The sequence below is a fragment of the Vreelandella neptunia genome (genome assembly GCF_000712975.1).
GTDB lineage: Bacteria > Pseudomonadota > Gammaproteobacteria > Pseudomonadales > Halomonadaceae > Vreelandella > Vreelandella qaidamensis.
On record NZ_JHQL01000001.1, the window covers coordinates 50,389 to 64,853 of the forward strand.

Below are 14,465 nucleotides of genomic sequence, written 5' to 3' on the forward strand. Positions count from 1 at the left end.
TCGGCACTGCTGGCCTATTAGCGTTGGCGCAGCGCTGTATGTGCCGCTAAATGATCACGTAAAGCTTTCAGTTCCGTGTAACCCTCCTGGTTAAGTAACGGTTTGCTTCGAGCAATTTGCCAATGGCGCCCGTAGGAGTCCATTAAATGCGCTGCGCGACGGCGCACACTATCTAGATACTCATCGTGACGAATGGGGTAGCCAATAATGGCATTCCATTCGGTTTCACTGACCTTGCTTTCCAGCGCTTTGTCAAATAAAGCGAGCAGGTCATGAGGTTCGGTGCGGTAGCGTGGTGTACCTACCGTCATTAATATCAACAGCACGGCACCTATCACCAATAAACATACGCCAAACACCAATAGGTACAGTGCCATACTAGGCTCCCCGCAGTAGCAGTACTCGTTTGAAAGTTGAAAACCAGTATACGCGTGCTGCTCCTTAAGGCGAAAATTTTGCCGTTTTGCGAACTTTTCCTGTGCACGGTGTCTGAAGGTTTACAGGCAACATCGCGATAGCAGTCGTTAATAGTGTTGTTCTGGCTATTGTTTTCGATCCCTTGCTTCCGCTGCTTATACTAAGCAGCGGTTTTTTTTGCTTTTAAGATGGTCGTTTCACTTAACGCAAACACTTATTTAACCGAAAAGGTGTCGATAAGTGGCTATCCGCAGCGAAGAGAACGTGTGGGTGATAGCTCGTGACCTTCAGCGAATAGATCAAGGCCCAGCAGATGGCAGCTACTAGACAGAGAATCGCTGATAAATAACGGTTAGTGGCGGCGAATAGTAAGCAGCGCCATTAAAATATCACGGCGCGTTACAATGCCGACTAAACGTTGCTGTTCCACAACGGGATAAATCTTGGGCTTAGCTCCGAGCATCTCTTGTGCCAAATCGGTGATGCTTTTGTTGGGCGTTGTTGTGAGCACATCTTGGCGCATTAATTCCCGAACCAGCGGCGCTTCATCGTCGTGGTAGATACTGTCTAAAACGCGGCCCATCACATCCTGTTCCGATATAAAACCAATTAGCCGATCAGAGGTATCTACCACCGGAGCGCCTGGTAAGCGATGTAATGCTAAACCCTGAGCCAAGGTGGTGATAGAGGTCTCACCAGTAACACGATAGCAGTCCCGTGACATGACATCGCGCACGGTATCGGGGGTTTTTTTATTCATGGTGATACTCCTTAACGTGATACGCGCATTTTCGCTCTAAAAATGGGTCGGGTAGTGGCTGTGGGGCTAGGAACGATATGTGCTTTATTTTTATTAATGTAGAAGATTTAACTCATCCTGCGTTGTCCTTACTAATGTTACATTCAACGCTTTGCTCTTTTTCAAATGCTATTTCAACTACTACAAGGAGCCACTATGGACGCGCGTGAATACCTCAATCGCAAAGGCGTTGGCATAGAAAGAGACCCTGAACGGCCCAACACATTAGAAGAAAAAGCGTGGGAAAGGGCGCGTGGGTCAGGTAGCCAGCGGCCTAAGTCTGGCACGCCCCATGACTGGGAAGATTGGGAGCGCCATCATGATGATTTGGCAGACGGTGCGGAAACGTTAGAGCAGAAAATAGATAAAGAGGCGCATCAAAAAGCGCTTGCTAAAGAGAAACAGCAGGCTGAAAAAGCACGGGCGGCGGTAGAGCATTTTACTCCCCCTGTGCAGCCGGATATTCAGCATCAAGCGTCATCTTCTACGGCTTCGGGAGTAACGCCAATATCATCTCAGCCCGCTGCTTTACTGCTTGCTTACCGTGCGCTAGCTATTCTACTACCGCCTTTGGCCGTCGGGTTAACAGACGGAGGGGCAAAACGTGTTGCTACTAGCATTGTATTGACGCTATTAGGCTGGATTCCAGGTGTGGTACATGCCTTTGTATGGTTAAAAAAGCACTAATCCGTTAATTACTCGTTTGGCCCATTGGCAGTTGTTGTTAAGCGCGTATAATCTCCGTCAACTTTCCTTTTTTTTGAGGTTTACGATGGGCTACCTTGTTGGCGTAACGGCGCTGTGGGCGTTCTCTTTTTCGTTGATCGGAGTGTATTTGGCTGGCCAAGTCGATAGCTATTTCGCAGTGCTCGTCAGAGTAACACTCGCCACGCTGGTCTTTTTGCCGTTTTTACGCCCCAGCTTGCTACGTGGCAGGCAGCGCTTAGCGTTAATGGCGTTGGGGGCGGTTCAGCTAGGCATCATGTACACCTTTTTTTACCACTCCTTTTTACTGCTATCGGTTCCTGAAGTACTGCTGTTTACGATTTTTACACCCATTTATATCGCGCTCCTAGATGACTTAATGTTTAAGCGCTTCACGCCTATTTATTTAGTAACCGCCATACTGGCGGTAATCGGAGCGGGCGTTATTCGTTACGACGGTATTGATAGTGGATTCTGGCTGGGCTTTTTAGTGGTGCAGGGGGCCAACCTCTGTTTTGCAATCGGGCAGGTGGGCTATCGGCGGCTAGCCGCTGATTTGCCGCCTACCTTGGCATGGCATAACGTTTTTGGCTGGTTCTTCGTTGGTGCGATGGTGGTCGCACTTCCCGCATTTTTACTCTTTGGTAATACGGCTGCACTCCCTACTACCCCAGTACAGTGGAGCGTATTGGCATGGCTTGGATTAGTCGCGTCTGGAGTGGGTTATTTCGCCTGGAACCAAGGCGCCACTAAAGTAGATGCGGGAACGTTAGCGGTAATGAACAATGCGCTAGTGCCCGCTGGCCTAGTGGTTAATTTGGTGATCTGGAATCGCGATGCGGAAATCGGTAAGCTACTTTTAGGTGCTGCAATCATGGCCGCCTCGCTGTGGTTAAATCACTGGTGGTTACAGCGCCGTCACGCTATATCTGTCTAATTAATTCAAGCCATTGTTTTTGCCCAGGGGAGCTTGCGTTTCTGCATTACACTGGGCAATTTGCTCGATACCCTCATACTCTCCATAATGTGGGCTGATGCCAGCGAGAGTTGTCCATGTCTAACACCCCATCGTCAGGTTTAGCACCCTTGAGCCAGGCCCAACAAACGCAGCCTTTCGAAACGACGTCTTTTAAGACGAGGCCTTCTAAAGCAGCGCCTTTTAAGACAGCGCCTTTTAAGACAATAGGCTTAATCGGCCGTTTAGGCAGCGATAAAGTGGTCGATTCGCTCAAAAGGCTGGTCAACTATTTAGTTACCCATGATTATAAAGTATTGATTGAGGATCGGACGGCAACGGCGTTACCGGATCATGGGCTGCCTGAAGCCAGCCGCCGCATACTTGGAGAGTTATGCGATCTTGTCATCGTTGTTGGTGGCGATGGCAGCCTTCTGGGCGCCGCACGCACGCTATGCCTTAGTGGTACGTTAATATTAGGCGTCAACCGTGGGCGGTTAGGCTTTTTAACCGATATTTCTCCCGATGAGTTGGAAAGCCGGGTTGGTGAAGTGTTAGCGGGTGAGTTTGAAGTTGAAGAGCGTTTCTTGCTTGATTCCGTGTTGTATCGAAACGGTAAAGCGGTAGGTAGCGGTGTTGCGCTCAATGAAGTGGTGGTTCATCCCGGTAAAGCGGTACGAATGATTGAGTTCGAACTGTTTATTGATGGGCAGTTTGTGTATAGCCAGCGTAGTGATGGCTTAATTATTGCTACGCCGACAGGTTCAACTGCCTATGCTCTTTCGGGGGGTGGGCCGATCATGCATCCCAAGCTTGATGTGGTGACGTTAGTCCCCATGTTTCCCCACACGCTTTCAAGCCGTCCTATTGTGATTGACGCTGCCAGTGAAATCCGTATCCATATTGGTGAAACCAATCAGACCTATCCCCATATCAGTTGCGATGGACAAACCCGTGCAGTGGCTAAACCAGACGATGTGCTTGTCATACAACGCAAACCAGAGCGTGTACAGCTAGTTCACCCTATTGGGCATAATTTTTATGAAGTGCTGCGCAGCAAGCTCGGCTGGAGCCATCGGCTAGGGGATTAACATGGAGGGCTACGATTTAATTGGCGATGTACATGGGTGTGGTGCAACACTTGCAGCGTTATTAGAGCGGCTTGGCTATCATCAGCGGGGTGGGGTATATCGACACCCTCGCCGAAAAGTGATCTTTTTAGGCGACTTGATCGATCGTGGACCACGTATTCGTCTAGCAGTTACGATTGCACGCCGAATGGTTGAAGAGGGTGAAGCACATATTGTCATGGGTAACCATGAGTACAATGCTCTGGCTTATACGCACCCCGCCCCCCCTGGTAGCAACAAGCGCTGGCTGCGCGAACATACACCGCGTCATAACCGTATTATTGAGGCCACGCTAGCTCAATACCGCGATTACACCAATGAGTGGGAAGATACCCTGGCGTGGTTTAAGACCATTCCTTTATGCCTAGAGCTGGACGGAATTCGTATAGTTCACGCCTGCTGGGATGAAGAGTTGATTAGACAGCTTAAACAACGCGCTCCCAATGCCTGCATGGATAGCCACTTTTTGGTTGAGTCCACCGACCCCTCAACGCAAGCCTTTCGTATACTTGATCGCTTAACCCGCGGCCCTCATATACCGTTACCTAAAGGTATTGCGATACATTCTGGTGATGGCTTCACACGGCAGAGTTTTCGTGCGCATTTTTGGTCGGCTAACCCTCAACAATGGGGGGATGTAGTATTTCAGCCAGATAACCTTCCTGGTGATTTGGAGACTAGAACGCTAACTAACGCCGAGCGCCAGCGTCTTAGCTACTATGGCCCTGAGCAGCCACCCCTATTTATCGGTCATTACTGGTGCGAAGGGATTCCTGCCTTGCCAGCACACAATATTGCTTGCTTGGATTACAGTGCTGTGAAATTTGGCCGACTGGTTGCTTATCGCTGGAGCGGCGAAGCGCAGCTCAATGCCGATCATTTTGTGTGGATACAGGTACCAAAAGAAGAGCGTGCGCTGCCAAAGCCGTGGGAAATAGATTTCGATTAATGGGAGTGATTTTTAGCTTTACATACCGTTACATAATTTTTTCAAAATAGCTGAACTAACGGTGTTGTCGGTTATCAGAGTAAGTGTTCCCTTGAATGATCCCTTGCTTTTTTTTCCGGCGGCCCCCTCCGCCGGATTTTTTTCGTCTATCCGTTGGTGACGCGGCGCGCTGTCGCGCTAATATTTATTGGTTGAAAGGAACCTGCCATGCATCCAGTAATGCTCTTACCCACGGACGCAGATACCAAAGAACTGCGTAAGGCGCTGTGGCACTACCGCATTGGTCACCGTATTACTGATGAGGCAGACGGCCAACTGCTATGGGTTGCCGACCCGCGCCAGCAAGATGAAATGAAAGTACTCGTTAGCTGCTGGGAGCGAGGTGAGCCACTAATCACTACTGCCGCTAGATCGAGCCGCCAGACCCCAGCCCGTCATTTTTTACCCATGCTGCGCCAAGTGCCGGTTACTGCGCTGATGATTGCTATTAGCCTAGCGGTGTTCGCGCTGACTGGGATATTTGGTGATCTGCTAATTGTAAAACTCACCATTGTTTCGGTGGGGGTCGCCGGCGGTCAGCTCGTATATGGCAGCCTTAGCGATACGATAATGTCTGGTCAGTTATGGCGTTTATTGTCGCCTGCATTCTTACATTTTGGCTGGATGCATTTGATCTTTAACCTAATGTGGGTTTGGTACTTCGGACGTCAAATTGAGCAGCTTCAAGGTAGTCGTATCATGCTGCTACTGCTTATCGTGGCAGGTATTGGTGCTAACATCGCCCAGTACATTACCGGCACGGTGTTGTTCGGCGGTATGTCTGGCGTTGTTTACGCCTTGCTGGCTCATGTGTGGTTGATGTCCTATCGTGCCCCGCAAAGCGGATTTTTCGTCCCCCAGATGTTGGTAGTCTTCATGCTGGGCTGGATGGTATTTACGATGACCGATATTGCCGGCAGCGTGGGCTTTGGTAACGTAGCCAATGAAGCACACTTGGGCGGGCTGCTCGTGGGGCTGGTCACGGGCTGGTATTATTCCTCCAAACGAAGCAAACACTAAAGGTGCCTGCGATGAGCGACATGACCTTCGATAAAATGATTAACCAAATGACGCCCGCTATTTATGAAAGCCTTAAACAGGCGGTTGCGTTGCGGAAATGGCCTGATGGTCGATATTTAACGCCTGAGCAGACGGAACTGTGCTTGGAAGCGGTCATACGCTTTGAAGTGGAAAATAACGTTCCTGAAGAGAATCGCGTGGGTTATCTAGAACGCCGTACGTGTGGTGCTGGCGCGACTGGTGCAGGCGTTACGCCTGAAATGGCAGGCCTTGCCCGGGATGCCACGCGTGACTGATGACTTGTTTGCCTCAGTAGTATCCCCGGTGCAAGGGTGTTTGCAGAAAATGGCGGCGGATTTACCTAGCCGCCTAGGTGATCCGGTGGTGTATCACCTTCGTGCGGGTGAGCATCGAATGCTACTGAATGAGCGTATCGGCTCGCCGATGCGTCTTACCTGGAGCGGTGCAATTGCCTGTACCCACTGTGGGCGTGCCACTAAAAAAAGCTTTGCCCAAGGCTACTGCTACCCTTGTTTTAAGCGCTTAGCCCAGTGTGATACATGCATCATGAAACCCGAGACTTGCCACTATCATCAAGGCACTTGTCGGGACCCCGTGTGGGGCGAAAAACACTGCTTCCAACCTCATATTGTTTACTTAGCGAACTCTTCCGGTTTGAAAGTGGGCATCACCCGGAAAACGCAAATGCCAACCCGCTGGCTGGATCAAGGTGCTATTCAGGCGCTACCTATTCTTGAGGTAAAGACCCGACAACAGTCTGGTCTTGTCGAAATGCTCTTTAAAGAGGAAGTGGCCGACCGCACTAACTGGCGTGCCATGCTAAAAGGCGATGTGAAACCACTGGATTTATGTGCTGAGCGCGATCGTCTTTTCAGCCTGTTAAATGAAGGGTTAGGGCAATTACGTGACGTGCACGGTGCGGATGCCATTCGTAGCTTGGATGAAACGCCGTTGGACTTTCATTATCCCGTGGCGACTTTTCCTAGTAAGGTGACTTCCCATAATTTTGATAAGCAGCCGCTAATTGAAGGTACACTTCAAGGGGTAAAAGGGCAGTACCTAATTTTTGATACTGGGGTTATTAACCTTCGTAAATTCACCGGTTACGAAATCGTTGTAGGGTAAGCGTCATCCTCTCCCTAACTGTTTCTTTTAACTGACTATAACTGCCTATCCTTGTTATTGAACCTAGCCAGAGTCGCTTTTGTTAACTAAGGTTATTAGGGTGAAATCCTATTCTGCCTTACGCAACGCAAGGAAGCCTCGATGCCATGGCTAAAACTGCTGCACATCGCCGCGCTGGTCATCTGGTGCGGCGCACTTCTTTATTTACCCGCTCTACTTTTGTATGCACTCCAGTTGCGTAAAGACGCTGGTTTCGCGCAAGGCACTCCCCCGATGCCGCGTTTTTTCTACAACTCCATTGCGACGCCCGCTGCTTTGGCTGCTATTGCATCTGGCACGCTTTTGTTTTTGCTAAATGGGCTTCTTGGAGGGTGGTTAATTCTTAAGCTGGGAGCGGTAGTGCTAATGGTGGCTGCCCACGGCTGTTTTGGCTGGCTGATTTTGCGGTTGGAAATGGGGATTTTTACAGGTGTTAAAGCCGCCAGCCTGTGCGCTTTATTGCTCGCGCTAACGGGCATATTGGGTGTGCTTGGGTTGGTGCTTTCTAAACCATTGGCTTGGGGATAATGTGATGAAAGTTATCCCATTTATAGCCATGGTCGTGCCCTTAAGACGACTTCTCAACTTCGACGCCGACGGCGTGCTCGTATACCAATTGGCCGCCCAGCCAGCCTGCCAACGCGATCAGGCTGGCAGTTACCAGCGAAATAGCCAAACCCCAAGGCAGCACGGCGTTGGGTTCAGTAAAACGCAAAAGCCAGTTCAAAGACGCCAGCGAAAGCATGACGACGGCCACAATCGCGTGGCTCCAGCCAGTTATCAGGCGGCGGATTCGCGCCACAGTGACCAGGTCAATAATACCTGCTACCGAGGCAATCCAGCCGCCAAACGTGCCTACCCCTGCCAACCACAAACCGCTGCGCAGCCAGAAGGGGTCTTGGGTATACCAGAAGGCCAGGTCGCTAGCGACCAGTGCCATCAGGGCGGCCACTGGAAAGTGAATCATCACTGGATGAAGCGGGTGGCCAGCCAGCGAAGCGCGGCTTTTGATCGAGCGTTGGCGAGTATGTGTCATGGTCACTTCCTGTGGTTAGACAAAGTGAAAGAGTCGGTCAGATCAACTGCACTTCAGGGAAACCGCTAATGAGGGAACGCAATAGCGAAATATCTATCATGATTTCATATTTATCGTCGCGATGGTTCCGGCGAATAGCTTGCTTACTTGGAACTTTGCTGCTGCTGAGCTTAGCGGGCTGTGCAGGCGATAGGTCTATCTTAGACCCTGCTGGGCCTGCTGCGCGAGACGTGAGGCTAATTTGGTGGGTAATGCTTGGGTTTGCCACCCTTGTGTTGATCGTGGTGACAGCACTTTGGCTTTACGCCTTTAAACCAAGAAGCGTGCTGCGTACACCTGCCCAGGAGCGCCGCATCGCTCGTCGCTGGATTGTTGGTGGCGGCATCATGTTGCCAGTGGCCACTATTACCGCGCTATTACTGTTTGGCGTGCCCGCCGGGCAGCGAATGCTAACGCTACCCATGGGTGAGCCGCCAGAGGTCATTGAGGTGATTGGTCATCAGTGGTGGTGGGAAGTGCGCTATCCCGGCGCTAAAGGTGGTGAGGTTGTTACCGCTAATCAACTGGTGATGCCTGCAGGCGAGCCAGTGGATTTTCACGTCAGCGGTGCTGATGTGATTCATGCATTTTGGGTGCCTCGGCTGGGGGGGAAAATAGATATGTTGCCGGGCCGCGTAAATAAAATTCGTTTACAAGCCGATGAGCCCGCGGTGTTTGGTGCGCAGTGTGCCGAACTGTGCGGCGTGGGCCACGCCCATATGCAGTTGCATGTGGAAGCCATGCCGCGCAGCGAGTTCGAGGCATGGTTAACTGCAAGACAAGAGTCGGCGCTTAGCGAACTGTCCGTTGCCGATGCTACCTACGACGACGCGCGTGATGCCTTTATGACACATTGTGCCCGCTGCCACCAAGTAGCGGGCGTTAGTCAGGGAGGCATCGGTCCAACGCTTTCAGATGTGGGCGGTCGCGCCACGCTAGGAGCAGGGGTGATTGCCATGGAAAAGGGAGCTGTTAGTCACTGGTTGCAGCATCACCAAACGCTAAAGCCAGGCAATAAGATGCCTACCCACAGTGATATTGAAACGGACACCTTGGATGCCCTGGGCGCTTGGCTGGAGGCCTTGTCACCATGAAAAGTGTCAATCAAGAAGCCATTGAGCATGACCCGCAGCAATTGCATGAGGACTTGCACACCATTTGGGGTAACCCCAAAGGTTTAAGATCCCTAACTATCGTCAACCATACCACGCTCGGCCTGCGTTTTATGGTCACAGGGATGGTGTTTTTCCTGATTGGCGGCATTTTGGCAATGCTGGTGCGAACCCAGTTAGCGATGCCCGACCAAAACTTTATGTCGCCAGATATTTATAATCAGGTCACCACCATGCATGGCACGGTGATGATGTTTCTGTTCGCTATTCCTATGCTGGAAGGGCTGGCGATTTACCTGATCCCAAAGATGATCGGTGCCCGCGACCTGGTCTGCCCTCGGCTAACGTCACTTGGTTATTTCTGCTATTTATTTGGCGGGATTATTCTTACTTCCAGCCTGATTATTGAAATGGCGCCTTCTAGCGGTTGGTTTATGTACACCCCGCTTAGTAGTAAAGAGTTCGCGCCTGATCTGGGCTCTGATTTTTGGCTGTTGGGAATCACGTTTGTGGAAATTTCCGCAGTGTCTGCGGGTGTAGAGTTGGTAGTGTCAATACTGCGTACTCGCACTCAGGGCATGGCACTGCATAAAATGCCGTTGTTCGCTTGGTATATCTTGGCCATGGCGCTGATGATCGTGGTGGGGTTTCCGCCGTTGATTCTTGGCAGCGTATTACTGGAACTTGAGCGCGCCGTTGGTATGCCGTTTTTCCAGATTGCGGGAGGTGGTGATCCCTTACTGTGGCAGCATCTGTTTTGGCTGTTTGGTCATCCCGAGGTGTACATCATCTTTCTACCGGCAGCGGGCATTGTTTCCACGCTAATACCGGTTTTTGCCGGGCGGCCTATTGTCGGTTATGGGTGGGTGGTAGCTGCCATCGCTATTATGGGCTTTATCAGTTTTGGGCTTTGGGTACACCACATGTTTACAGTGGGCATCCCACAGCTCGCTCAGGCATTTTTCTCGGCGGCTAGCATGCTGGTGGCGGTGCCAACGGCGATTCAGGTATTTGTTTGGCTGGCTACCTTGTGGCTGGGTAAACCTAAAATGAAACTACCCATGCTTTGGGTAATGGGCTTTTTGATTATTTTCGTTTGCGGTGGCTTAACCGGGGTGATGCTAGCGCTGGTGCCGTTTAACTGGCAGGTGCACGATACCCACTTTGTGGTGGCCCACATGCACTATGTATTGGTGGGTGGCATGTTCTTCCCATTGATTGCAGGGCTTTACTACTGGTTGCCGCTATTTTCCGGACGTATGCCGTCTGAAAACCTTGGGCGCTGGGGGTTCTGGCTAACCTTTTTAGGCTTTAACGGTACGTTTCTGATTATGCATTGGACGGGCCTTTTAGGTATGCCCAGACGTGTTTATACCTACGAGGCTGGCTCTGGGTGGGAAATTTATAACCTGCTCTCATCCGTCAGTAGCTTTGTGTTATCGGCGGGTATTGCCATGGTGTTGCTGGATATCGCACTGCACTTCCGGTTTGGTAAACCCGCCAAACACAATCCATGGAACGCCGATACGCTGGAATGGGCTAACACGATGCCCCCAAGCGCTTATAACTTTGTCAGCTTGCCTACTGTAGAAACGCGGCATCCATTGTGGGATGACCCGAATTTGCCGCATACCATGGCGAAAGGCATGCACGGCTTGGCGGTGGCTTCCCACGGTAGGCGTGAAATGTGGGGTACTGATCCGATTACTGGCAAAGTACGTGAAATCATTCACCTGCCTGGTAACTCCTGGTGGCCGCTGTTTGCCGCGGCAGCGCTGGCAGTGGTGTGTATTAGTTTATTAACCCGTGTCTATGCGCTAGCAGGCATCTTTGTAGTGATTGCTGGTGTATTTCTGCTGCGCTGGTCGTGGGAGAACGGTGCACACCCGAATGCAGCTCCTGATGCAGGCGTAAAGCCAGGCGATCCGCCGCTTCATTCACGCACGATGGACGGCCCTGGGCTTTGGGCAATGGCGGTGTTTTTAATTGCCAACGGTTCGTTCTTTCTTTCCTATCTGTTTGGCTGGTTTTATCTATGGACTGTTTCGCCTGAGTGGCAAATGCCAGATATACCGCCGCTGTCTCTGCTGATAATGAGCATAGCTGGGGGGGCGGTTTTAGCTGGGTGTGTGGTGATAGAGAAGCTGGTGCGCGGGCTGCGTCAGCAACGTGATGCAGGTTTAAGAGCAAGTTTCTATTTAGCCGCTGCGTTAGGCGCGCTTCAAGTGGGGCTGGCTGGCTGGGCGCTTTGGCGAGCCGATCTTTCACCGACTCAGACAACCCACGATGCGGTGATGCTGGTGGGGCTTGTTTACGCGCTTTTTCATGGTGGCCTAGCGGTTATTTTAACGGTGTTACAAGGCATGCGCGTTGGTTATGGCTACGTGGGTGCGCATGCACCGTTTGAACCTGCCGTAGTGGCACTACTCTGGCGCTATAACGTGGTCACATTCTGGTTGTTAGTTGGGGCGTTGGCGATACTGCCTCGGATGATAGGAGGGTAATGGTGATGGTACTGACACGACTACATCTTACTCATCCCATCCACTTAATTATCGGACTAACGCTATGGAGCCTATGGTTTGTGGCGGTTTATAGCGGCCTTTCAGTAGCCTGTGCCGTTGCGCCACCACCACCTGAAGCGGGGGCGCTTACAGGTCTTAATGCCGCGCTAGGTGGTGTTAGTTTCATTACTGCCCTGGGGCTTGTGGCACTTTCCTGGGGTAGTTGCCAAGTGGCGAAGCAGCATGAAGGACGCCAGCGTTTTCATGCCACTGTCTCTGCGTGGCTGTATTTGTTTTCCGCTTTCGGTGTGGTGTTTGCGGGTATGCCGATTATCAGTGTGCCGCCTTGCCTATAAGTCATAGCGCCCACGTTAATTCGATGCCAGAAGACGAAAAAACTTCTAGCCATAACACTCCCCTCTACACCCTGCATGGTATGTGGTGTACCAGCTGTGCTCTGGCGGTAGAAGGCGCGCTAACACGTCTGCCTGGGGTCATCGACGCTAGCGTTCACTACCCCACGGCAACTGTGTGGGTGAAAGGTGAGCGAAACTCAGTCGATCTGACGGAGCTTGCGCCGGTAGTCAAACGGTTAGGCTATCGGCTAACTGAATTAGAAGCCGTTGATGATGCCCATGAACGTCTTGAGCAAGAGAGCCGCTACCTTACTTTGCGGTTGTTAGTAGGCGCGGCATTCGGTATGTGGACCATGTTGGCCTCATTGCTTATTTATGTGGGAGCGTTACCGAGCGCATCGATAGAGCAAGTGGTGGCCTGGATATCGGGTGCCTTTGCACTGCCCGTAGTGGTGTATTCGGGCTTGCCGTTTTACCGAGCGGGCTGGCGCACGTTACTTGCCAAACGTCCAGGGATGGATGTGCTGGTTAGCCTTGGCGCGATCGGTGCAGTGAGTGTGTCGATTGGGTTGTTGTGGCGCGGCTCGGTGGAGGTGTATTTCGATACGGCGGTTATGCTGATAGTGCTGTTGCTTATTGGGCGACTGGTAGAAACGCTGTGCCGCCACCGTGGGCTAAAAGCGTTAGATGCACTGGCGTTGCCAGATGCGGCTATAAGCGCTTGGCAAAAGGGTGACTGGGTCTTACTGCCTGTCAATGATGTAGTCGCGGGTATGCGCGTTAAGCTAGCGCCGGGGGAATTAGTGACGCTAGATGGCATTCTTGATGCTCCCGGATGGATTGATACCGCCTCACTAACCGGTGAAAGCTTGCCACGTTACTTCAATGCAGGGCAGAGAGTGTACGCTGGCTGTCGTTACCTAGGCGCTATGCCACTGGTAATGCAGGTCACAGCGGGGGCTGGTAAACGCCGATTGGATCGACTACGTCATGAAATGCGCCGCTATCAAGCCCAAAAAGGTGAACTGCAGAAACTAGCCGACCGTTTTGCCGCCTGGTTAAGTCCTTTAGCATTAGCGCTCTCGCTAGTGACGTTGATCGGTGCGCTACTCGTTGGGTTGGGGTGGGAGGATGCACTGGTGCGCTCACTCTCAGTGCTCGTGGTGGCATGTCCCTGTGCCGTTGGGCTGGCGGTGCCTTTGGCTAGTCTTGCAGGTAACGGCCAGGCTATGCAGCAAGGTATTGCACTGCGCGACCCCGCCGCGCTAGAGATCTTGGCGCGTATTCATTCAGTAGCGCTGGATAAAACCGGAACCTTAACAACGGGGAGCCATGGGGTGCTTCACTGGCAAGTACGCGATGGCATTGATAAACACACGTTGCAGCACAAGCTCACCAGCGCCGTTGCTGGGAGCGAACACCCGTTGGCACAAGCATTGGCGCGCTGGTCGGGTGGCGACAATAACCAGCGCTCTAAACCATATAAGGTTGATGAATTCCCCGGAGAAGGTCGCCGTGTATGGCTCACAAATCGTCAATATTTGATGGTAGGCAGCGTTCGTTGGCTGGCGCGACAGCAAGTTGATGTGCCTTCCCAGGCAGCAGATGGCACGCTAGCGTCTGCTTCTCAAGTCATGCTGGCGGATGAGTCAGGCTGGCTAGCGACGTTCTATCTGACTGATCAACCCGTAGACGATGCGGAGCAAAGCGTGAAGCGATTGCTCGCGTCAGGTTATCTGGTCGCAATGATCAGCGGTGATCGACAGGGCGCGGTTAGTTGGCTGGGTAAACGTATTGGGCTTCCAAGTAAAGCGTGCTATGCCCAGCGCTCACCGGAAGCCAAGGCACGGCTATTATGCGGGTTACCATCGCCAACACTTTTTGTAGGAGATGGCGTAAACGATACGCTAAGCATGGCGGCAGCAGACGTTAGCATTGCCCCACTGAGTGCCAGCGAAGCTGCTCGTGAGGGAGCATCCGCCCAGTTAATGTCGCCAGGGGTCGGAGGGGTAGTAAAACTGCTCAACATCGCCAAGCGTACGCGGCGCGTTATGGAGCAAAATCTTTTCTTTTCAGCTCTTTATAACACCTTGGCACTTGGCGTGGTGGTGGTTATAGCTATTCCGCCATTAATAGCAGTACTCGCCATGGCCATAAGTTCGCTCAGCGTGACGCTTAACGCCGCACGATTAGCATGGTCAGAGCTGGAACAATGAATC

15 protein-coding genes are annotated in these 14,465 nt (G+C 51.8%); 12 read left to right on the top strand and 3 right to left on the bottom strand.

Annotated features, from left to right (window positions below):
* Positions 1 to 17: 17 nt before the first annotated feature.
* Together CR46_RS0100230 and CR46_RS0100235 are read right to left on the bottom strand one after the other, a co-directional pair.
* On the bottom strand, positions 18 to 377 hold the full coding sequence (locus CR46_RS0100230) for a hypothetical protein (protein WP_030068924.1): 360 nt from the start codon (positions 375 to 377) through the stop codon (positions 18 to 20).
* Positions 378 to 769: 392 nt separating this feature from the next.
* The gene (locus tag CR46_RS0100235; RefSeq protein WP_030068926.1) at positions 770 to 1,177 is read right to left on the bottom strand and encodes a CBS domain-containing protein; all 408 of its coding nucleotides are present in this window, start codon (positions 1,175 to 1,177) and stop codon (positions 770 to 772) included.
* Between the two features lie 195 nt (positions 1,178 to 1,372).
* Here CR46_RS0100235 and CR46_RS0100240 point away from each other — a divergent pair, with 195 nt between their 5' ends.
* The 8 genes from CR46_RS0100240 (at position 1,373) to CR46_RS0100275 (ending at position 7,727) form a co-directional block, all read left to right on the top strand.
* Positions 1,373 to 1,903, top strand: a complete 531-nt coding sequence (locus CR46_RS0100240; protein WP_030068928.1) for a YqaE/Pmp3 family membrane protein — start codon at positions 1,373 to 1,375, stop codon at positions 1,901 to 1,903.
* An 85-nt stretch (positions 1,904 to 1,988) separates the two neighbouring features.
* Positions 1,989 to 2,858, top strand: coding sequence for a carboxylate/amino acid/amine transporter (locus CR46_RS0100245; protein WP_030068930.1), 870 nt, complete (start codon positions 1,989 to 1,991; stop codon positions 2,856 to 2,858).
* A 116-nt stretch (positions 2,859 to 2,974) separates the two neighbouring features.
* On the top strand, positions 2,975 to 3,967 hold the full coding sequence (locus CR46_RS0100250; protein WP_084180339.1) for an NAD(+) kinase: 993 nt from the start codon (positions 2,975 to 2,977) through the stop codon (positions 3,965 to 3,967).
* Position 3,968: 1 nt separating this feature from the next.
* Positions 3,969 to 4,955, top strand: coding sequence for a metallophosphoesterase (locus CR46_RS0100255; RefSeq protein WP_030068934.1), 987 nt, complete (start codon positions 3,969 to 3,971; stop codon positions 4,953 to 4,955).
* A 207-nt stretch (positions 4,956 to 5,162) separates the two neighbouring features.
* Complete coding sequence (locus CR46_RS0100260; RefSeq protein WP_030068937.1) at positions 5,163 to 6,014, top strand: rhomboid family intramembrane serine protease; 852 nt, start codon at positions 5,163 to 5,165, stop codon at positions 6,012 to 6,014.
* 11 nt (positions 6,015 to 6,025) lie between these two features.
* Positions 6,026 to 6,310, top strand: a complete 285-nt coding sequence (locus tag CR46_RS0100265) for a YeaC family protein (RefSeq protein ID WP_030068939.1) — start codon at positions 6,026 to 6,028, stop codon at positions 6,308 to 6,310.
* Positions 6,294 to 7,160, top strand: coding sequence for a DUF2797 domain-containing protein (locus CR46_RS0100270; RefSeq protein WP_030068942.1), 867 nt, complete (start codon positions 6,294 to 6,296; stop codon positions 7,158 to 7,160). The genes CR46_RS0100265 and CR46_RS0100270 overlap by 17 nt, the downstream gene beginning before the upstream one ends.
* A 141-nt stretch (positions 7,161 to 7,301) precedes the next feature.
* Positions 7,302 to 7,727 (top strand): CopD family protein, encoded by a 426-nt coding sequence (locus tag CR46_RS0100275; RefSeq protein ID WP_030068945.1) that lies wholly within the window; start codon positions 7,302 to 7,304, stop codon positions 7,725 to 7,727.
* A 40-nt stretch (positions 7,728 to 7,767) separates the two neighbouring features.
* Here the strand turns inward: CR46_RS0100275 and CR46_RS0100280 are convergent, their stop codons facing one another.
* The gene (locus CR46_RS0100280) at positions 7,768 to 8,235 is read right to left on the bottom strand and encodes a DUF2231 domain-containing protein (RefSeq protein WP_030068947.1); all 468 of its coding nucleotides are present in this window, start codon (positions 8,233 to 8,235) and stop codon (positions 7,768 to 7,770) included.
* 68 nt (positions 8,236 to 8,303) lie between these two features.
* Between CR46_RS0100280 and coxB the strand changes: the two genes are divergently transcribed.
* From coxB to CR46_RS0100300, 4 genes are read left to right on the top strand one after another with little or no spacing between them, the layout of a single operon-like run.
* Positions 8,304 to 9,368: a cytochrome c oxidase subunit II gene (coxB, locus tag CR46_RS0100285; RefSeq protein WP_030068950.1), complete on the top strand. Its 1,065-nt coding sequence runs from the start codon at positions 8,304 to 8,306 to the stop codon at positions 9,366 to 9,368.
* Positions 9,365 to 11,890 carry a cytochrome c oxidase subunit I gene (ctaD, locus tag CR46_RS0100290; protein WP_030068951.1) on the top strand — a complete coding sequence of 842 codons (2,526 nt, stop codon included), beginning with the start codon at positions 9,365 to 9,367 and terminating at the stop codon, positions 11,888 to 11,890. Before coxB ends, ctaD begins: the two co-directional genes overlap by 4 nt.
* Positions 11,891 to 11,895: 5 nt before the next feature.
* Positions 11,896 to 12,246, top strand: a complete 351-nt coding sequence (locus CR46_RS0100295; protein WP_332245058.1) for a hypothetical protein — start codon at positions 11,896 to 11,898, stop codon at positions 12,244 to 12,246.
* Positions 12,247 to 12,269: 23 nt separating this feature from the next.
* Positions 12,270 to 14,462 carry a heavy metal translocating P-type ATPase gene (locus tag CR46_RS0100300; RefSeq protein ID WP_030068956.1) on the top strand — a complete coding sequence of 731 codons (2,193 nt, stop codon included), beginning with the start codon at positions 12,270 to 12,272 and terminating at the stop codon, positions 14,460 to 14,462.
* The last annotated feature ends 3 nt before the right edge of the window (positions 14,463 to 14,465 follow it).

Bases quoted from the DNA above. Each gene is read 5' to 3' on its own strand.
- CR46_RS0100230 (WP_030068924.1), bottom strand. From the start codon at position 377: ATGGCACTGTACCTATTGGTGTTTGGCGTATGTTTATTGGTGATAGGT.
- CR46_RS0100235 (WP_030068926.1), bottom strand. From the start codon at position 1,177: ATGAATAAAAAAACCCCCGATACCGTGCGCGATGTCATGTCACGGGAC.
- CR46_RS0100240 (WP_030068928.1), top strand. From the start codon at position 1,373: ATGGACGCGCGTGAATACCTCAATCGCAAAGGCGTTGGCATAGAAAGA.
- CR46_RS0100245 (WP_030068930.1), top strand. From the start codon at position 1,989: ATGGGCTACCTTGTTGGCGTAACGGCGCTGTGGGCGTTCTCTTTTTCG.
- CR46_RS0100250 (WP_084180339.1), top strand. From the start codon at position 2,975: ATGTCTAACACCCCATCGTCAGGTTTAGCACCCTTGAGCCAGGCCCAA.
- CR46_RS0100255 (WP_030068934.1), top strand. From the start codon at position 3,969: ATGGAGGGCTACGATTTAATTGGCGATGTACATGGGTGTGGTGCAACA.
- CR46_RS0100260 (WP_030068937.1), top strand. From the start codon at position 5,163: ATGCATCCAGTAATGCTCTTACCCACGGACGCAGATACCAAAGAACTG.
- CR46_RS0100265 (WP_030068939.1), top strand. From the start codon at position 6,026: ATGAGCGACATGACCTTCGATAAAATGATTAACCAAATGACGCCCGCT.
- CR46_RS0100270 (WP_030068942.1), top strand. From the start codon at position 6,294: ATGCCACGCGTGACTGATGACTTGTTTGCCTCAGTAGTATCCCCGGTG.
- CR46_RS0100275 (WP_030068945.1), top strand. From the start codon at position 7,302: ATGCCATGGCTAAAACTGCTGCACATCGCCGCGCTGGTCATCTGGTGC.
- CR46_RS0100280 (WP_030068947.1), bottom strand. From the start codon at position 8,235: ATGACACATACTCGCCAACGCTCGATCAAAAGCCGCGCTTCGCTGGCT.
- coxB (WP_030068950.1), top strand. From the start codon at position 8,304: ATGAGGGAACGCAATAGCGAAATATCTATCATGATTTCATATTTATCG.
- ctaD (WP_030068951.1), top strand. From the start codon at position 9,365: ATGAAAAGTGTCAATCAAGAAGCCATTGAGCATGACCCGCAGCAATTG.
- CR46_RS0100295 (WP_332245058.1), top strand. From the start codon at position 11,896: ATGGTACTGACACGACTACATCTTACTCATCCCATCCACTTAATTATC.
- CR46_RS0100300 (WP_030068956.1), top strand. From the start codon at position 12,270: ATGCCAGAAGACGAAAAAACTTCTAGCCATAACACTCCCCTCTACACC.